At 40.6% G+C, this 18,880-nt stretch carries 19 protein-coding genes, 2 tRNA genes and 1 other RNA gene; 10 read left to right on the plus strand and 12 right to left on the minus strand.

From position 1 onward, the window contains the following. Window positions 1-16 precede the first annotated feature (16 nt). Window positions 17-490: an SsrA-binding protein SmpB gene (gene smpB, locus AC25JC_RS15345; RefSeq protein ID WP_078191351.1), complete on the minus strand. Its 474-nt coding sequence runs from the start codon at window positions 488-490 to the stop codon at window positions 17-19. A 137-nt stretch (window positions 491-627) separates the two neighbouring features. On the opposite strand from smpB, the gene coaD reads away from it, so the two are divergent. The 4 genes from coaD (at window position 628) to AC25JC_RS15365 (ending at window position 1,940) form a co-directional block, all read left to right on the plus strand. Beyond that, a complete protein-coding gene (gene coaD / locus AC25JC_RS15350) occupies window positions 628-1,119 on the plus strand; it encodes a pantetheine-phosphate adenylyltransferase (RefSeq protein WP_078191350.1) in 492 nt (163 codons plus the stop codon). 1 nt (window position 1,120) lies between these two features. Continuing rightward, window positions 1,121-1,384, plus strand: a complete 264-nt coding sequence (locus tag AC25JC_RS15355; protein WP_078191349.1) for a YfhL family 4Fe-4S dicluster ferredoxin — start codon at window positions 1,121-1,123, stop codon at window positions 1,382-1,384. Between the two features lie 26 nt (window positions 1,385-1,410). Beyond that, an RNA gene (rnpB, locus tag AC25JC_RS15360) (RNase P RNA component class A) lies at window positions 1,411-1,790 on the plus strand. Window positions 1,791-1,863: 73 nt separating this feature from the next. Next, window positions 1,864-1,940, plus strand: a tRNA-Met gene (locus AC25JC_RS15365). 67 nt (window positions 1,941-2,007) lie between these two features. Here AC25JC_RS15365 and AC25JC_RS15370 read toward each other — a convergent pair. Then, window positions 2,008-2,586 carry a hypothetical protein gene (locus tag AC25JC_RS15370; protein WP_486924368.1) on the minus strand — a complete coding sequence of 193 codons (579 nt, stop codon included), beginning with the start codon at window positions 2,584-2,586 and terminating at the stop codon, window positions 2,008-2,010. Between the two features lie 162 nt (window positions 2,587-2,748). Here AC25JC_RS15370 and AC25JC_RS15375 point away from each other — a divergent pair, with 162 nt between their 5' ends. Then, window positions 2,749-4,179 (plus strand): KAP family P-loop NTPase fold protein, encoded by a 1,431-nt coding sequence (locus AC25JC_RS15375; RefSeq protein WP_486924369.1) that lies wholly within the window; start codon window positions 2,749-2,751, stop codon window positions 4,177-4,179. On the opposite strand, the gene AC25JC_RS15380 is transcribed toward AC25JC_RS15375, so the two are convergent. From AC25JC_RS15380 to carA, 5 genes are all read right to left on the minus strand, one after another. Further along, on the minus strand, window positions 4,168-4,788 hold the full coding sequence (locus tag AC25JC_RS15380; RefSeq protein WP_486924370.1) for a CatB-related O-acetyltransferase: 621 nt from the start codon (window positions 4,786-4,788) through the stop codon (window positions 4,168-4,170). The two genes, AC25JC_RS15375 and AC25JC_RS15380, sit on opposite strands and share 12 nt — an antisense overlap. Before the next feature lie 74 nt (window positions 4,789-4,862). Further along, window positions 4,863-5,735 (minus strand): class I SAM-dependent methyltransferase, encoded by an 873-nt coding sequence (locus AC25JC_RS15385; RefSeq protein WP_486924371.1) that lies wholly within the window; start codon window positions 5,733-5,735, stop codon window positions 4,863-4,865. A gap of 191 nt (window positions 5,736-5,926) precedes the next feature. Continuing rightward, the gene (greA, locus tag AC25JC_RS15390; RefSeq protein WP_078192164.1) at window positions 5,927-6,403 is read right to left on the minus strand and encodes a transcription elongation factor GreA; all 477 of its coding nucleotides are present in this window, start codon (window positions 6,401-6,403) and stop codon (window positions 5,927-5,929) included. 106 nt (window positions 6,404-6,509) lie between these two features. Then, window positions 6,510-9,740 carry a carbamoyl-phosphate synthase large subunit gene (gene carB, locus AC25JC_RS15395; protein WP_180113742.1) on the minus strand — a complete coding sequence of 1,077 codons (3,231 nt, stop codon included), beginning with the start codon at window positions 9,738-9,740 and terminating at the stop codon, window positions 6,510-6,512. Between the two features lie 13 nt (window positions 9,741-9,753). After that, window positions 9,754-10,896, minus strand: coding sequence for a glutamine-hydrolyzing carbamoyl-phosphate synthase small subunit (gene carA / locus AC25JC_RS15400; RefSeq protein WP_078192162.1), 1,143 nt, complete (start codon window positions 10,894-10,896; stop codon window positions 9,754-9,756). A gap of 309 nt (window positions 10,897-11,205) precedes the next feature. Between carA and AC25JC_RS15405 the strand changes: the two genes are divergently transcribed. Beyond that, window positions 11,206-11,691: a hypothetical protein gene (locus AC25JC_RS15405; RefSeq protein ID WP_180023242.1), complete on the plus strand. Its 486-nt coding sequence runs from the start codon at window positions 11,206-11,208 to the stop codon at window positions 11,689-11,691. Window positions 11,692-11,925: 234 nt separating this feature from the next. Here AC25JC_RS15405 and AC25JC_RS15410 read toward each other — a convergent pair whose 3' ends face one another. Further along, a complete protein-coding gene (locus AC25JC_RS15410; RefSeq protein ID WP_180083791.1) occupies window positions 11,926-12,465 on the minus strand; it encodes a DOMON-like domain-containing protein in 540 nt (179 codons plus the stop codon). A gap of 6 nt (window positions 12,466-12,471) precedes the next feature. After that, window positions 12,472-12,795: a YhbY family RNA-binding protein gene (locus AC25JC_RS15415; RefSeq protein WP_078191340.1), complete on the minus strand. Its 324-nt coding sequence runs from the start codon at window positions 12,793-12,795 to the stop codon at window positions 12,472-12,474. Between the two features lie 195 nt (window positions 12,796-12,990). On the opposite strand from AC25JC_RS15415, the gene rlmE reads away from it, so the two are divergent. The 4 genes from rlmE (at window position 12,991) to AC25JC_RS15435 (ending at window position 17,046) form a co-directional block, all read left to right on the plus strand. Further along, window positions 12,991-13,641, plus strand: a complete 651-nt coding sequence (gene rlmE, locus AC25JC_RS15420) for a 23S rRNA (uridine(2552)-2'-O)-methyltransferase RlmE (protein WP_078192159.1) — start codon at window positions 12,991-12,993, stop codon at window positions 13,639-13,641. Window positions 13,642-13,777: 136 nt separating this feature from the next. Continuing rightward, on the plus strand, window positions 13,778-15,676 hold the full coding sequence (ftsH, locus tag AC25JC_RS15425) for an ATP-dependent zinc metalloprotease FtsH (RefSeq protein ID WP_078191443.1): 1,899 nt from the start codon (window positions 13,778-13,780) through the stop codon (window positions 15,674-15,676). A gap of 112 nt (window positions 15,677-15,788) precedes the next feature. Continuing rightward, window positions 15,789-16,643, plus strand: a complete 855-nt coding sequence (gene folP / locus AC25JC_RS15430) for a dihydropteroate synthase (RefSeq protein WP_486924372.1) — start codon at window positions 15,789-15,791, stop codon at window positions 16,641-16,643. Between the two features lie 88 nt (window positions 16,644-16,731). Continuing rightward, the gene (locus AC25JC_RS15435) at window positions 16,732-17,046 is read left to right on the plus strand and encodes a DUF5713 family protein (RefSeq protein WP_078191338.1); all 315 of its coding nucleotides are present in this window, start codon (window positions 16,732-16,734) and stop codon (window positions 17,044-17,046) included. A gap of 60 nt (window positions 17,047-17,106) precedes the next feature. Here the strand turns inward: AC25JC_RS15435 and AC25JC_RS15440 are convergent, their stop codons facing one another. The 3 genes from AC25JC_RS15440 to AC25JC_RS15450 all read right to left on the minus strand — a co-directional run bounded on the left by AC25JC_RS15440 (window position 17,107) and on the right by AC25JC_RS15450 (window position 18,852). Continuing rightward, a complete protein-coding gene (locus AC25JC_RS15440) occupies window positions 17,107-17,775 on the minus strand; it encodes a hypothetical protein (protein WP_486924373.1) in 669 nt (222 codons plus the stop codon). Between the two features lie 88 nt (window positions 17,776-17,863). Beyond that, window positions 17,864-17,949, minus strand: a tRNA-Leu gene (locus tag AC25JC_RS15445). Window positions 17,950-18,117: 168 nt separating this feature from the next. Beyond that, window positions 18,118-18,852 (minus strand): hypothetical protein, encoded by a 735-nt coding sequence (locus tag AC25JC_RS15450; protein ID WP_249680409.1) that lies wholly within the window; start codon window positions 18,850-18,852, stop codon window positions 18,118-18,120. Between the last annotated feature and the right edge of the window lie 28 nt (window positions 18,853-18,880).

An 18,880-nucleotide genomic window follows, 5' to 3' on the forward strand; every position in this document is an offset into this window, starting at 1 on the left:
GGTTTTTTTATTGAACTTATTTATGAAAAATACGGGCTTTATCGCGCTGCCAATCACGGTCTTTTTCCGTTGCACGCTTGTCGTGAAGCTGTTTACCTTTTACTAGGGCGATTTCAAGTTTGGCATGAGGACCTTTCCAGTAACATGCCAAAGGCACACATGAATAACCTTTTTGGTTAATCGCACCTTGTAGTTTTTCAATTTCACGGCGGTTCAGCAATAATTTACGAGTACGTGTTGCTTCAGGCACCACATGTGTCGAAGCACTCAGTAAAGGTTGCACTTGAGCGCCGAATAAAAATGCTTCACCATTTTTAAACGTAATATAGCTCTCTACGATAGTCATACGACCCGCACGCATTGATTTGACTTCCCAGCCTTGTAATGAAAGACCCGCTTCAAATTTTTCTTCAATGAAATAATCGTGACGCGCACGCTTATTTAGGGCAATCGTACTGCTACTATTTTTTTTAACTACTGCTTTCGTCATAATCAAAAACTTCCAAACTTAGCACTATTGTACCCGAACTTTGAATAAGATGAAGTTTTTAAATTTACAAGCTGACTTCACCTATAAATCAAGATTTTGTTAAAATACCCGTCTACAAAATAACAGAGTACAACTGGATGTCTAAAACTCGTGTAATTTATCCGGGCACATTCGATCCAATTACTAATGGTCATATCGACTTAGTGACACGTGCATCACGCATGTTTGACGAAGTTGTCGTGGCAATTGCAATTGGACATCACAAAAACCCTGTGTTTAGTCTGGAAGAACGTGTTGCACTAGCGCAAGAGTCTTTAAGTCATTTGTCAAATGTTGAGTTTGTAGGTTTTGATGGGCTGTTGGTCAACTTCTTTAACGAGCAAAAAGCAACAGCTGTGTTACGTGGTTTACGTGCAGTTTCAGATTTTGAATATGAATTTCAATTGGCAAATATGAATCGCCGTTTGGACAGTAAATTTGAAGCCGTGTTCTTAACCCCATCAGAGCAATATTCGTTTATTTCATCTACGCTCGTGCGTGAAATTGCACGTTTAAATGGTGATGTCACTCAGTTTGTACCACAAGCTGTTGTGGAAGCCTTTAAGCGTAAACAACAGCAAGGTTGGTAGAGTGTCTTTATATATCACTGATGAATGCATCAACTGCGATGTCTGTGAACCTGTATGCCCCAATGAGGCGATTTTCATGGGGGAACTCATTTATGAGATTAACCCCGATTTGTGTACGGAATGCGTTGGGCATCACGATAAACCGCAGTGTCAGTTGTTCTGTCCGGTGGACTGTATTCCATTGGATCCGGCACATCCTGAAACTCAGGAACAGCTTCAACAAAAGTACGAAAAACTAACTGCTCAAAAAACATCAAGCAATTAGTTGTCAGATTTGTTAGAATGCGCCCCGAAGTGAACCAGACGATCGCTGCTGTGTATAGGTCTCCGTGACTAAACCAGGGGAGGAAAGTCCGGGCTTCATAGGGCAAGGTGCCAGGTAACGCCTGGGCGGCGTGAGCCGACGGAAAGTGCAGCAGAGAGTAGACCGCCTTCATTATGGTTTTGAGCAATCAAAATCGGAGGTAAGGGTGAAAGGGTGCGGTAAGAGCGCACCGCATGACTGGTAACAGTTCATGGCATGGTAAACCCCACCGGAAGCAAGACCAAATAGGGATCCTTTAGGCATGGCCCATGCTGGATCCGGGTAGGTCGCTTGAGCGTATGAGTGATTGTACGCCTAGAGGAATGATCGTCCTCGACAGAACCCGGCTTATCGGTTCACTTCAACAAATTTTGATCAAATACGCGCATTATGGGCTTGACGATATTTAAATATCCCTCCATAATGCGCGCACAGTTTAAGGCTATGTAGCTCAGTTGGTTAGAGCACCGCACTCATAATGCGGGGGTCACAAGTTCAAGTCTCGTCATAGCCACCATATTCAAAAAAAGACCACTCCGATTGAGTGGTCTTTTTTTACGTCTCAATTTTCCAAATTTAAAAAATTAACGATAAACAAAACGACGCATACCTGCACGTAAGGCAAATGCGCCATGCATATATACGCCCCCGAGCCAATACGGCACATTAAAAACTTCTGAATAGCGATATTTGACTAAACCAAATTCAGCTAATAGTCCTTCAAAGAACATGCCGCCAATGGCAAGCATAATGGCTAATATCAGTAGCCATGTACGCTCATAGCTAAATAACCAGCGAATAAAAAAGCTAATATAGAAAATCCAGCACAATGCTTCAGGGTGGAAGTTACCAAAACCACTGAGTATGTAGACAATCGCAAAGAGTACTAAAGCCTCAACTAATGGAGCTGTACCATCGTGATGGCAACTGAGCTGAGTCATTACGTGGTGTTTAAGTAGTTGTGTAAGTTGAATATAGCTAAATGCCATGAAAGCAAAGGCAATAAAAAAGCCAGGGAATACCCACCAAGCTTGATGGAAAAATAATGGGTTGGGATAACTAAGCGTCTGGGTATAGACATGAATCGCATCGCAAAAAGTTGCGACGACTGCTGCCAGCAGGGCAAGTATAAATATGCCTGAGAATTGAGTGGTTCTCGTCATCATTCATCCTGAAAAGTGGGGTCTTTTTATTTTATGTGTTCTTTATAGTCTGTATTTGGGGAAAAGGCTATGACAAGTTACGAGATGCTTATGGGTTAAATGTTAATTTATAGCGCTACTGCTATACTCAATACATAGTTAACTTGATGAATATAAATAGAAATGATGGATAACCAATTAAACTGGACTAAAGATAATTTTGAGAATATTGAAACTGCATGGGAAGGTGATCTTTGGGATCGCCGTCGTTTAGGAGGGCAACTTACAAATTACGTCGATCGTTTAAACTGCGGTGCTGTTCTTGCTTTGGATGCACGATGGGGTGAGGGCAAAACATGGTTTGTCCGACATTGGGCAAAGCATTTAATGGATACTGAGCATAACGTCATTTACCTAGATGCATTTGCTAATGATTATTTGGAAGATCCATTTCTTGTTATAGCCTCTGAAATTGCAGCGAAACTAGATAAAACTGCTGATAAGCGTTTGGTACATAAATTTAAGAAAGCAACGGCAGTTATGCAGCAAGGACTTTTAACTCTAGCTCCAACACTTATTGCTTCAATGATTAGCTGTGCATTAACGGGTGGGATTATTCCACTTATTAAAATTGATAGTGAGCAAATCACAGATAAACTTGATGATGCAATTGATAAAGTGACTGAAAATATTGGAGAAAAAGTTACAGAAGCAATTCAAGCTAAGATTGATAGCTATGAAGAGGAAAAACAATCTTTGCAGGCTTTTAAAAGTACATTAACTGAGTTAGCTGCAAGTTTAGAAAATCCCTTAGTTTTTATTATTGATGAGTTGGATCGTTGTCGTCCTGATTTTGCGATACGATTAATTGAAAGGGTTAAACATTTCTTTGATATTCCTAAAATTGTTTTTGTTCTAGTTATGGATAAAACACAGTTTTCAAGGGTGGTTTGTCATAATTACGGTTATGATGAAAAAATTGGGGAAGAGTATTTAGATAAATTCATTGATTTTTTTATTAAGCTAAATCCTACAAAAATTGAAAATAGATTGAGTTTTATACAGGATAAATTGCAGGAACTAGGCATTAGCATAAGAGTTGGACAGTTTAACAAAATTGACTTCTTATTTTCATTTATGGCTTTGCATTGTAAAACTACAACGCGATCATTAATTAAAATAATTCATAGTTTTAACTTATTAGCTTTAAATGATTCTCTTAAAAATCAAATATTAGTAATTTATTTGTTTTTAGGTAAAAACTTAAAAGATAGAAAATCAACGGTAGATGTATACGAATACATTGTGCAATGGTTTAAGGAAATTATTGATGCAGATTTAGCATTAACACAGCAGCTATTAGCGTTTAAAGATGACATGGAGTCAAGGGGGAGAGTAATTAATACACATCAGTTATATGGGCAGGTATTAAATGACTTTCGAAGTGTACATATAGCTAGCATATTTATGCGATATTTTGATGAATACCAAAAAAATCCTGACAGTGACTATTATTTACAGCAGATAAGTATGCAGCCAATGAATTCATATGAAGATTCAGTGGACTTCAAAAAAGAATGGGAATTTTACATTTCGAGTGGATTATCCATTTAAATAGGTTATGAGATTTTTAGCGTCATCCGTCTGCAACTGCTCCCGCATTTTTAAAAACTGCTTTTCATCTAAGTCATAGAGCTTGAGGGAAAGCAGTTTTTTGATATCTTCTTCAGAAAAGCGATATTTAATAATTTTAGCAGGTACACCGCCGACAACAGCATAAGGCGGCACATCTTTAGTTACCACGGCGCCTGTAGCCACCACAGCACCTTCACCCAGCGTAACGCCTTGCATAATCATGGCACGTGAGCCGATCCAGCATCCATCACCAATGATGGTGTCGCCCGCAGGGACAAAACTCCGTGTATCAAACGGAAAGGCTGAAATCCAGTCTGTGCGGTGGAGTTGGTTACCACCCATCATAATCACGCATTCTGCGCCAAAGCAGACAAAATTACCGATATGTAGCTGGTCTATCGGCTTCTCTGGGGTCGCAGGTTTGTCGTGCAGATAACGCACCACACAGCGCTCAAAACCTTGATCCCAATATGCAGAATAATATGAATAATGACCTTTGATGTGAATATTTGGGTTCTTCACTGTTTTAGAGATGAACTCAAACTCACACCAATGATTGACAGGTGAATTAATCAATTTTTCAGACATAACGTTTAATAGCAATAATGATTCGCGTGACTATTCTAGCTGACTCACTATAAATGTCGACCACAGATAAATGCTTAAGCTCGTTTTAAATGCAGTAAATGCGTGGCTTGAGTATGCCGTATTCGATCTTTACGATTTACAAAATAACGCTGTGTAATGTCATGTGCAGATAAATCTTCTAAGACCACATAACCCAGTTTTGTCACGGCACGGTGTAACTCATAACTGTGAAATGTCCCAATAATGGGTTCACTTAAAAAATAGGTAAATTTGGAAACAGCAAATGATCCGACACGCTCTATACCAGTTAAATCTTGATAGGGAATAGAATAATCTAAAACTAATTCGCTACCTGTGGCTGCAAATTCGGCAATGGTTTGTAAGGTGCTCATAGTTGTTTTTGGTTTTAAATAATGCGTCGTTCCAAGCCAAGAAAAGAAAGCGGGTTGCTCGGTATTATAAGAACTCCGTTTTAAGGCATACGCTAAATTTTCTTTCTCAAAATCAATCGAAACAAACTCAACATGGTCTGGAATATGCCCGAGTTTCTGTAGACTTTGTATTTTTAATGCCTGAGTATCAGGGTGATCAACTTCAAAGATTTTAATATCTGAGTATTTCTGCGCTAATCGGAGGACAAAAGAATCTAAACCTGCACCAATCAGCACATATTGTTTAATTCCTTGTTGTACTGCCTTTTCTAATTGATCTTCGGCATAGCGTGAACGTGCCACCACCTGTGCAGTGAGTAATCCAAATGTTTGGTTGGGTATTTTGCTATTTAACGCTTTTATACATGCACGACTTGAAAGCAGTCGACGCCAAATTGGACTGGTGAAATGAAAGGCATAAGGGTCGGAAAAAACAGGTTGGTTCGCATATAAATAATGATTTGCGCGAATGGCAGCGGCAGCTTGTGCCGTTCGGCTTGCATGTCCAAATTTCATCGTGTGTTATGACTCTTTTTGTTTTAGATAACACTTTAATGAAATAAGCCAGTTGAACAATGACGTATTCAGTCGACTATTGTTGCTGAACGTACATTTTGGTCACTCGATAGCATACATTGGGCTAAGGAAAACATACAATAATAAAAAACCCCTCAAAAGAGGGGCTTAAAATTGCTTATCTTAATGAATTAAAGATATTCAACTTTAGAAATTTCATACTCAACTTCACCTTGTGGTGTGTTGATTTTTACATCGTCGCCTTCGTTTTTACCCAAAAGACCACGCGCAATTGGTGAATTCACAGAGATTTTGTTGATTTTAAAATCTGCTTCGTCATCACCAACGATTTTATAAGTCTTTTGTTCTTCAGTATCTAAGTTTTCAATGGTCACTGTCACACCGAAAACCACACGACCATTTTGCTCAAGTGATTTAACATCAATCACTTGGCAAGCACCCAATTTACCTTCGATATCTTGGATACGGCCTTCACAGAAACCTTGTTGCTCGCGAGCAGCGTGGTATTCAGCGTTTTCTTTCAAATCCCCATGTTCACGCGCTTCAGCAATTGCTGCAGTAATACGTGGACGATCAACACTTTTAAGTTGCTGTAATTCTTTCTCTAGGGCAATTTTGCCTTCGGGAGTCATAGGATAACGTTGCATTGTTGTCCCTCATGTTTGTAAAAGAAAAAATCAGTAAAATTTTTACTGATCTAGAAATGAAAAAAAGCCCGCCACCGAGAGGTGGCGGGACTTCTCGGTAACTTAATTAACCTTTAGTAAGGTCTTGTAAGCGGTATACATCCATTGGCAATTTGATTGCTAAAGCTTGGCATACTGCATCAGCACCGTTAAGGGTAGTTGTGTAATACACTTTACCTTGTAATGCAGAGCGGCGGATCGAGAATGAATCTTCTTGAGCCTGTTTGCCTTCAGTTGTATTGATAATGAGGTGAACTTCGCCATTTTTCAAGCGGTCTACGATATTAGGACGGCCTTCAGTCACTTTGTTCACACGTTCACATTCAATACCAGCATCTTTAATCACATCATAAGTACCGCCAGTAGCGATGACTTTGAAGCCAAGATCTGTTAACTGTTTCGCAATACCAACAGCACGAGGCTTGTCAGAATGACGAACAGATAAGAATGCATGTTTAACTTCGCCTTCCGTTGGTAGGCCTGGTAAACGGTCATTAGAGCCTAACACAGCTTTATAGAACGCTTCACCAAATGTTTTACCTACACCCATCACTTCGCCTGTAGATTTCATCTCAGGGCCAAGAATTGGGTCAACACCAGGGAATTTGTTGAATGGGAACACAGCTTCTTTTACAGAGAAGTGTTCAGGAATAATCTCTGTAGTGAATCCTTGAGATTCTAGAGATTGACCTGCCATACAACGCGCAGCAACTTTCGCTAAAGATTCACCAATGCACTTAGATACGAACGGAACAGTACGTGATGCACGTGGGTTCACTTCTAGAATGTATACGTCAGTGCCTTTAACAGCAAACTGTACGTTCATTAAACCAATTACGCCAAGCTCTTTTGCCATAGCGATGGTTTGACGACGCATTTCGTCCTGTACTTCTTGAGATAAAGAGTAAGGAGGAATAGAACATGCTGAGTCACCTGAGTGAATACCAGCTTGTTCGATATGCTGCATGATACCGCCGATCACAACGTCTTTACCGTCAGATACGCAGTCCACGTCAACTTCAATCGCATCGTCAAGGAAGTGGTCAAGAAGTACTGGCGCTTCGTTAGATGCTTGAACCGCATCACGTAAGTAACGTTTCAATTCTTCGTCGTTGTACACGATTTCCATCGCACGGCCACCAAGTACATAAGATGGACGTACCACAAGTGGGTAGCCAACTTTTGCTGCTTCAGCCATACCTTCTTCAGCAGATTTTACGATGCTGTTGTTTGGTTGACGAAGTTGTAGACGTTGAATCATTTGTTGGAAACGTTCACGGTCTTCTGCACGGTCAATCGCATCAGGTGATGTACCGATAATTGGCGCACCAGCTTCTTCTAAAGCACGAGCCAATTTAAGCGGAGTTTGACCGCCGTACTGAACGATAATACCTTTAGGCTTCTCGATACGCACGATTTCAAGTACATCTTCCAAAGTAATTGGTTCGAAGTACAAACGATCTGATGTGTCGTAATCTGTAGAAACCGTTTCAGGGTTACAGTTCACCATGATGGTTTCATAACCGTCATCACGCATAGCAAGAGCCGCGTGTACACAGCAGTAATCGAATTCGATACCTTGACCAATACGGTTAGGGCCGCCACCGATGACCATGATTTTGTCACGGTTAGACGGATTCGCTTCACATTCTTCATCGTAAGTTGAGTACATGTAAGCTGTGTCAGATTCAAACTCTGCAGCACATGTATCTACACGTTTGTAAACTGGAGTTACGCCCAAGTTCCAACGGTGTTTACGGAATTGTTTTTGTGAAATACCCATCAAGTCCGCAATGCGAAGATCTGATAAACCTTTGCGTTTGAACGAACGGATGTTGTCAGCGTTTAAGTCACCAAAACCTAAAGTTTTGATTTGGTTTTCAGTTTTGATGATGTCTTCGATTTGAATCAAGAACCAACGGTCAATTTTGGTTGCTTCAAATACTTCATCAAGAGTGAAACCGTGACGGAATGCATCGCCTACGTACCAAATACGCTCTGGACCAGGAACTTTCAATTCAACAAGAATTTTCTCACGTGCGCCTTCAGTGCCCACAGCGATTTTTTCGTCAAAACCGCATGCGCCTACTTCAAGACCACGAAGCGCTTTAGACACAGATTCTTGGAAGTTACGGCCAATTGCCATGACTTCACCTACAGATTTCATCTGAGTCGTCAAAGTTGCGTCAGCTTGCGGGAATTTCTCGAAGTTGAAACGAGGAATTTTCGTTACAACATAGTCAATTGCAGGTTCGAAAGATGCAGGTGTTGTACCGCCAGTGATGTCGTTTTTCAACTCATCAAGGGTATAACCGACAGCCAATTTCGCAGCGATTTTTGCAATTGGGAAACCAGTTGCTTTAGACGCAAGTGCAGATGAGCGAGAAACACGTGGGTTCATCTCGATCACAACCATACGGCCATCTTTCGGGTTAATACCGAACTGAACGTTAGAACCGCCAGTTTCAACACCAATTTCACGAAGTACAGCTAAAGATGCATTACGAAGAAGTTGGAATTCTTTGTCTGTCAATGTTTGCGCAGGAGCAACAGTGATTGAGTCACCAGTATGTACGCCCATTGGGTCAAAGTTTTCGATTGTACATACAATGATACAGTTGTCGTTTTTGTCACGAACAACTTCCATTTCGTACTCTTTCCAACCAATTAAAGATTCATCGATCAATAATTGTTTAGTTGGAGAAAGATCGAAACCGCGTTCACAGATTTCAATGAATTCTTCTTTGTTATAAGCAATACCGCCGCCTGAACCACCCATCGTGAATGATGGACGGATAATGACAGGGAAGCCGAAACGTGCTTGAATTTCAAGTGCGTGTTCCATGCTTTCTGCAACGTCAGCGCGAGGGCATTCCAAACCGATTTTGCGCATCGCGATATCGAAAAGTTTACGGTCTTCCGCTTTTTCGATCGCTTCTTTCGTCGCGCCAATCAATTCAACATTGTATTTTTCTAAAATACCGTTGGCATCGAGTGCAAGGGCACAGTTCAATGCTGTTTGACCACCCATTGTCGGAAGAACTGCGTCTGGACGTTCTTTCTCAATGATTGCAGCTACAGTTTGCCAAGTGATCGGCTCGATGTAAGTTGCGTCTGCCATCGCAGGGTCAGTCATAATGGTCGCTGGGTTAGAGTTCACCAAAATAACACGGTAGCCTTCTTCACGAAGGGCTTTACATGCTTGCGCACCTGAGTAGTCAAACTCACATGCCTGACCGATCACAATCGGACCAGCACCAATAATTAAGATGCTTTTAATGTCTGTACGTTTAGCCATGATGCTTCCTTAATTACTTCTTAGATGCTTCGATAAGTTCGATGAAATGATCGAACAGTGGTGCGCAGTCATGTGGACCAGGGCTTGCTTCTGGGTGACCTTGGAAACTGAACGCAGGTTTGTCTGTACGATGAATCCCTTGAAGGGTTTGGTCGAACAGTGATTTGTGCGTAGCTTTCAAGTTTGCAGGAAGAGTTTCTGCATCCACTGCGAAGCCGTGGTTTTGAGAAGTAATCATCACTGTACCATTTTCTAAGTTTTGTACAGGATGGTTAGCACCGTGGTGACCGTGAGGCATTTTCACAGTTTTTGCACCTGATGCAAGTGCAAGAATTTGGTGACCTAAGCAAATACCGAATACAGGTACATTGCGTGCGTCTTCTACAATTGTTTTTACAGCTTCAATTGCATAATCACATGCTGCTGGATCGCCGGGGCCGTTCGATAAGAACACGCCATCTGGATTCAGCGCAAGTACATCAGCAGCAGGAGTTTGCGCAGGCACGACAGTCAATTTACAACCGCGGTCTGCGAGCATACGTAAGATGTTGGTTTTGACACCGTAGTCGTATGCTACAACATGGAATTTAAGTTCTGGTTGAGCGAAACCTTTACCAAGCGCCCAAGAGCCTTCAGTCCACTCGAAACCGGTCGGATCACAGCATTCTTTTGCAAGGTCTAAACCATTAAGACCACCAAAAGCACGTGCTTTAGCTAACGCTTCTTCTTCAGTCGCGTTTTCACCAGCAAGGATACAACCGTTTTGCGCACCTTTTGATCGCAGAATACGCGTTAATTTACGAGTATCAATATCTGCGATAGCAACAACATTGTGTTGTTTAAGGTAATCACTTAGTGATTGCTCAGCACGGAAGTTGCTATGCAATAAAGGTAGGTCACGAATGATCAATCCGTTTGCCCATACTTTATGAATTCGACCTGACTCAGCGTCTTCATCATTACAACCTGTGTTACCGATATGTGGGTAAGTTAGGGTCACAAGTTGTTGTGCATAACTTGGGTCAGTCAAAATTTCTTGATAGCCAGTCATGGCAGTGTTGAAAACGACTTCACCAGTCGTACTACCCGATGCGCCAATTGAAGTACCTTTAAAAATAGTACCATCGGCAAGGGCTAAAATTGCTGGGGTGCTCAAACCAAAGCTCCTGAAATTTAGGCTGTAAAAAAGCGAGAAGACGAAAAAAAAGGAAGGCTGCTTAAAAACCTACCCTCCTTACATCTGCTCGCTTGAACTTAACACGGCATTATACGCAGAAAGCCACTGAAAGTCCATTGTAAATATTAGGAATAAAGCAGATAAAGCGCTTGCATTTTAGAATAAAGTTTGGTTTTGCAAAATCGTAGAAAAATGTAAGCAATTAATTATTGTCAGACAAATCATAAATTAAAATTTATCAATAAGCGCTATTGTGGTTCGGTCAGCAAAAACTATAGGTACAAAGTCATGGCAACACAACAAAAACAAACAGCGGCTAAATCCTCCCTGAAAGAAGTCGTTATCGAAGGTGCTGAAAAGCTTGAACAAGTTGCAAAAGAAGCGAGTGTCCAAGCCACAGAAGCGGTCACTGAAAGCAAAGAAAAGATCGGAGCAGAGGCAAAGCAGTTGAATGCCAGTGTGCAAGATCAATTGCGTCAGTTGAAGCAAGATGTGTTGAATAAACTTGATCAGCTAAAAGTTCAATTTGGTTCATCGCAAAAAGATTTTAGTGAACTCAAAGAATTTGTGAAAACTGAGTTTAATACGGTTATTGATGATCTTTCAAAACTTGGAAAAGAGCTGAAAGAAGATGTGACCCAAATTTCAGGAAAACACAAAGATCATCTAACAGAAACATTTAAGCGTTCTAAGGAACATACTTTAGAAGCGTGGAAAAAAGTTTCACCACTGAAAGCTGATGTTACGGATCAAACCACAGATCTTAAAAGTTAATTGTGAATGACATGAATTTTAAAACGCTTAAGTTAAATCTAGTCATTCCAAGGAGCTGGATTGGGTGAGAGCGAATTAAACATCAAGTTAGCACTATGCATAAGGGAGTCATTAATGGCTCCCTTATTGTGAATGGTACATTTAAGTCCAAAGCAGTTATTTAAAAATAGACAGGCAATAAAAAAGCAAAAGATCGTACTTTTGCTTTTTATCGAAGATCAAAACATTAAAAATTTAGAACTGATGTAGCCAATCACGTTTGTTGTGAAAGTCAGCATTTGGACTACTATGCTGCATGGCATAGTACTGTTCACCTTGAGAGGTTTTCAGTACCGCAGTTAGACCAATATAGAGATCTTCCCATTTAAGTTTGTACTTCAGCATAAATTCTGTCAGATCAAGACTGACATTTAAGCCATAGTGCGTCCGTTTCAACTGATTCAGTTCAATATCGTAAGCAGCTTGTGGCGGCATATCTTCTGGATAGCGATATTCTTCAAACTGGTAAACCTGCCAAGCTTGTGAAGGGGAGAGGTTGATTTCACGATAAAAGTCTTCATTGCGTACACCAATAAAAACTTCTAAGCAGGTCTGTTCCCACAAAAAATCGATTCGTGGGTGAGCTGATACCAATTCTGGCCATTGAATCAGTTGGTTTGGGTCTCGAATCCAATAACCCACATTTAAAGTATATGGGCTTTGTTGTTCGATAGCACCAACGACTGATACAGCCTGAAAGCGACGATCAAAAGCGCTGAGTTCGAAACTTGCCATAAATGCTTAGTTAGACAGGTGTGCGTAGCGAACAAGGTTAGACAGTTTTGCATTTTGTTTTGCCGCTTTGCGGTAAATCAAAGCAATCTTACCAATCGTTTGAACAACTTCAGAACCTGAAACAGTCGCAATTTCAGTAATCATTGCAGCACGAGCTTCACGGTCTTCTGCCACAACTTTCACTTTAATTAACTCATGGTCGTTTAACGCACGGTTTAATTCTTCAACAACGCTTTCTGATAAGCCTTTGTCCGCAACCATTACAACTGGGTTTAGGGTGTGACCAATTTGACGTAAGCGTTTACGTTCTTGAATAGATAAAGCCGCCATAAATATAACCTAATTTTAAAAACGACCTAGTATAGCAAAATCAAAGTTGAAGCGCTGTATTTAATCGGCATTTTCTCGATGAAGATTATTGAAAAAAACATGATTTAAGATGCTTTTTAGATACACATGTCTACTGCAAAAGTGCTGAATTTCACGTACAATCAAGACTGAGAAGTTTTTTTTATTTAGAGAGTTATGGCTACCCGCATTACTAACCAGAAATTATCCAAAAGTAGTCGTGACTGGATGCGTGAGCATCTTGATGACCCCTTTGTGAAAAAAGCACAAAAGGAAGGATATCGTGCGCGTGCCGCTTATAAATTGCTTGAAATTCAAGAAAAATACAAATTGATCAAGCCAGGCATGACCGTTGTCGACTTAGGTGCTGCACCAGGTAGTTGGTCGCAAATTGCCGGTAAACTTGTTGGCGACAAAGGTTTGGTAATTGCTTCTGATATTTTACCCATGGATGCTTTACCCGATGTGACCTTCTTGCAAGGTGACTTTCGTGAACAAGAAGTGTTCGATGAATTGTTAAAAATTTTAGATGGACGTACTGTAGACGTTGTAATTTCAGATATGGCCCCCAATACATCAGGTAATAAGGCTGTAGATCAACCGCGTCAGATCTATCTTTGTGAATTAGCAATCGACTTTGCTCAAAAGGTTCTTGGACCAAATGGACAATTTGTTGTTAAAGTGTTCCAAGGTGTTGGATTTGATGAATACCGTAAGCAAGTTGTAGACACATTTGATGTGCTGAAAACAGCAAAACCGGCGGCTTCACGTGCTCGATCTAAAGAAGTGTTTTTAATCGGGCAGGGACGTAAGAAAGCTTTCAAGTAAAGTTTACTTGCCAACTCGTTAAAAATTGTGCATTTTGTACGTTTTTAAATTATTGCGAAGCTACTCTGCAGCGTAAGTATTAGAGTCACCCATGTAAATGGGATTGAACGAATTAGATAGAAATGGGAATAAAGCTTTGAGCGATCTTTTTAAGAATGCCGTGTTGTGGCTGGTTATCCTAGGCGTGCTGGTTTTAATCTTCAGCAACGTCAGTGACCGCAATCAACCGACCGCGATGAACTATTCTGAGTTCGTGGCAGCCGTAAATGCGGGTCAGATTAAACAAGTCACCATTGATGGCGAAAGAATTCGTGGCGAAAAATCAAACGGTTCTGAGTTTGAAAGTATCCGTCCTGCGGTTCAAGATCCTGAACTTATGCCGAACCTAATCAAGAACAATGTTGTTGTTGAAGGTACAGCGCCACAGCGTCAAAGTATTTTGATGCAACTTCTGATTGCAAGTTTCCCTGTTCTTTTAATCATTCTGTTATTCATGTTCTTTATGCGCAACATGGGTGGTGGAGCTGGTGGTAAGAATGGCCCAATGAGTTTTGGTAAGTCAAAAGCAAAAATGCTGTCTGAAGACCAAATCAAAGTGACATTTACTGATGTTGCGGGCTGTGATGAAGCTAAACAAGAAGTTGTTGAAATCGTTGACTTCCTAAAAGATCCATCTAAGTTCAAACGACTTGGTGCAAGCATTCCGAAAGGTGTGCTTATGGTTGGTCCTCCGGGTACAGGTAAAACTTTACTTGCTAAAGCGATTGCGGGTGAAGCGAAAGTACCGTTCTTTAGTATTTCGGGTTCTGACTTTGTTGAAATGTTCGTGGGTGTGGGTGCGTCTCGTGTCCGTGACATGTTTGAACAAGCAAAGCGTCATGCACCATGTATCATTTTCATCGATGAGATCGATGCCGTTGGTCGTCACCGTGGTTCAGGCACAGGTGGTGGTAATGATGAGCGTGAGCAAACATTAAACCAAATGTTGGTTGAAATGGATGGCTTTGAAGGCAACGAAGGTATTATCGTCATTGCTGCAACAAACCGTGCTGATGTATTGGATAAAGCTCTACTTCGTCCAGGTCGTTTTGACCGTCAAGTGATGGTATCTCTACCGGATATTAAAGGCCGTGAACAAATTCTGAATGTACATTTGAAAAAATTACCTTCTGTGACTGGTGTAGATGTCAAAGTCTTGGCACGTGGTACACCGGGCTTCTCGGGTGCTCAGTTGGCTAACCTTGTAAACGAAGCGGCACTGTTTGCTGCACGTCGTAACAAGAACACGGTCGATATGCATGACTTTGAAGATGCAAAAGATAAGCTTTACATGGGTCCTGAACGTAAATCGATGGTGATTCGCGAAGAAGAACGTCGTGCGACGGCTTATCATGAAGCAGGTCATGCAATTGTTGCTGAAATATTGCCGGGTACAGACCCTGTGCATAAAGTGACAATCATGCCGCGTGGTTGGGCATTGGGTGTGACTTGGCAGTTGCCTGAACATGACCAAACCAGCCATTACAAAGACAAAATGTTGAATGAACTTTCAATTTTGTTTGGTGGTCGTATTGCAGAAGAAGTCTTCATTAACCAAATGTCGACTGGTGCTTCAAATGACTTTGAACGTGCAACGAAAATGGCACGAGCAATGGTTACTAAATACGGTATGTCCGATAAAATGGGCGTCATGGTTTACGAAGATGATTCACAGCAGTCATTCATGGGTGGTTTAGGAAGTCGTGTGATTTCTGAAGCAACTCAGCTTGAAGTTGACCGTGAAGTTCGCCGTATTTTAGATGAACAATATAAAGTTGCTCGCGATATTCTTGAAAATAACAAAGATATCGCACATGCCATGGTGAAAGCATTGCTTGAATGGGAAACTATTGATCGTGATCAAATCCGTGACATTATGGAAGGACGTGAACCTCAACCACCAAAAGTGTACATCGCTGAGAATCCAGTGATTGATGTCACACCAACGGATGGTCCAGATGTTCCACCACCATTACCGTCATTGCCAAAAGCATAAAATTATAAAACCACCTTCGGGTGGTTTTTTTATATGAAAATAAATGCATGTGAACGAAATGCTGAGCAAACTTAGCGTTAAAATAAGCGCAGCAAAATCTGGGATGTGTACTATGAAGTTGGTGTCTTTGCCTAATAAAATTTTAAACTGTGGTAATTTGCAATTAGATTTGTCAGAGCCACATGTGATGGGAATTTTAAATGTCACACCGGACTCTTTCAGTGATGGTGGCAAACACAATGGTAAAGACCAAGCTATAGCACATGCCTTACAAATGATAGTGGATGGCGCGACAGTGATTGATGTCGGTGGTGAGTCAACACGTCCGGCTGCATCTGTTGTTGAGGTTGAAGAAGAAATTCGACGGGTCGTACCCGTCGTTGAAGCTTTATCTAAACACAATGTAGTGATTTCTATCGATACCTCACAGCCTGAGGTGATTGAGGCAGCGGTTCAGGCAGGTGCGCATATCTGGAATGATGTACGTGCATTAACTCGGCCGAATGCCTTAGAAACCGCTGCAAAACTGGATATTCCAGTGATCATTATGCATATGCGTGGCGAACCTACCACGATGAATAATCTAGATCAGTATCAAGATGTCGTGGCTGATGTAATCGATGAATTAAAGCAACGTGTGCAAGATGCATTAGATGCAGGTGTGCGTGCAGAAAACATTATAATTGATCCGGGTTTTGGTTTTGCAAAAAATGCGCAGCAAAACTTAAAGCTTTTACAGCAATTCTATCAATTGAATGACATGGGCTATCCGATCCTTTCGGCATTATCTCGTAAGCGTTTTATCGGTGAAGCACTTGGCGGTGCGGATGCACAAAATCGCGCTGTAGGATCGGTTGCAGCGCATTTACTCAGCATTCAACAAGGTGCATGTATGGTTCGCGCACATGACGTCAAAGCGACGGTAGATGCGATACGTGTTTGGCAAGCCATGCAGAATGCGGTGTGATTTGAAAAATACTAAATCCCAATAAATTTGGTGAATTGTAGTATTTGTGTTATATAAGCGCCCTGAATGTTTTGTGATAGAGTTTCGTATGTTTGCAGATTTACTGCTACCCATGTTTGATGATGAATATTACCCAGATGTGTTGGTTGCAGAGGTGAAGTTATTGGTTGTTCAATTTGCGAAGAAAATCGCAAAAGCAGATTTAAGTTCAACTGATATCTACCATTTTGCCAATGAAACGGTTGCACAGCTCAATAAGATGAAACCTCAATTTGAAGATTTAGATTCGTCTTTGGATGATACGGCTGCAGATTATATTGCAGAAGCCATGATGATGGTGCTGCAAGACGAAGGCCATATGGATATTGAAATGGAAGAGTTAGTTGCTAACCGAGAATGGTAATTGAACTTTAAAAAAAGCCCTGTAGTGACAGGGCTTTTTTGTGTCTAGGGATTTAAAAAATTATTTAGCTTTGTCTATAAAATCTTTAAACGATGATTTGATCGATGCTGATAGTTTCTGTTCTTCTTGCATGGCTTGTAAGTGTAGGGCGTAGAAATACGTTTGATGCTCTTTTTGTTTTAAGGATTGTTGATAAGACCAATATGCCAGTTGGCGAAGCTTTTGTAGTTTTACTCGTTCAATGGCGCTGCTTTCAGGTTTATAAAGTAATTCAGTAAATACACATAAAAACAGACTGAAAAAAAGTCCACAGAGACTGATGAGGTTTAATACATCTGTTTGTAGATACTTAAAGTTTATAGCGAGGATAAGTGTTAATCCGCCAAGGAGATATAGTTGTATTTGCAGGCGTTGAACTGCGGACTTGCTGCTAAAACGTGCTTGATAATGTGCATACCAGACATAGCAATAGATCAAAGGAAGAATAATCAATATACCAAGATTAAACGCCATGTTTGGGTCGTGAATTGAAAATGTCGTCGAAAACATCAGGCTAAGTACAGCGCTGCCAAGAGAGATTAAAAGTATCAGGCAAAAGCTAAAGATTAAAACGGGTGCAGTGGGCGTGAGATTGATGATTTTTAAATGCGCAAACAGCAATCGTTGATAAAAGGCATCGGGATGCTTGAGTTGTAGTGCAGGGAAATCAAAATCTGAAGGTATTCGCATTGAATAATAATAGATTTATAAATTTTAGGCATAAAAAAACCAGCAAATTGCTGGATCTTTTATTGCACCAATCTTAGAAGTATAAGAATGGTGCCCGAGGCCAGACTCGAACTGGCACGCTTTGTGGGCGGGGGATTTTAAATCCCCTGTGTCTACCGATTTCACCACTCGGGCATGTGCGCAATAATAGAGGACGAAATGGAGCTTGGCAAGTGTATTTAATGGTGTTTGTTTTAAAATCAATCAATTCATGCATATAAGTTGAAAATATTCAAAAATATTGATGTATTGAATGATATTTTGAGCAGTGAATTAAAGTTTTTTCACTACACCAAAGTCGACTTATTTCATTAACTCATCAAGATAATGTTCAACATTTTGGTGCTTTAGCTTTTTACACAGCTGATTTTCCTGATGCAGCATTTGTATGTGTAAATTTTGGAAATGGGTGAAACGCTCAGATAACTGTTTATGATTTGCTTGATTCGGATTACTGAGCGTCAAACGTAATTTTGCTTTAAGCATTTGTTTATACGACCAATAAGCAATACGACGTGTCTCTTGCAGAAAATAGTATTCTTGGGTGTTACTTCCACCTTTGAATAGATTTTCTTTATAAAAACGCACAAAGCCGAAACTCATGGCGAAAAAGAACAATACAGATTGAACAAAGGTGCTTTGTAAAAAGGCGATATTGAGTAATTGTAATAAAATCACGATCGCAAGTCTGAACGGCGTATTCTTCAAACTTTGATACAGTGACATTGAACTGTGTTTGATTTGCTTGATGACTAAGGGCACAACCAGCATGAAAAACAACATAATACTCAGCACAGCAATACCATGAGCTCGAAACTCACTCATATCTGGAAAATATACTTGCACTGCATGTCCAATACTCATGCTCAAAGAAATAAAAATCATCGCCGCCAAAACCCAAGGAATAAGCTCTTTGAGTTCGTCTAAAATGCCTTGAGTTTTCAGTTGGCTATAAAATAAATAATTATGTTTAAAGGCTGCTGGATATTGCTGTTTCAGTTGTTGAAGGTAAAGTGCAGCCGGTTTTTTTTGAGCCATATTGTGACGTTAATATTAAAGCGTGAAA

The organism is Acinetobacter sp. P37, from assembly GCF_057480965.1.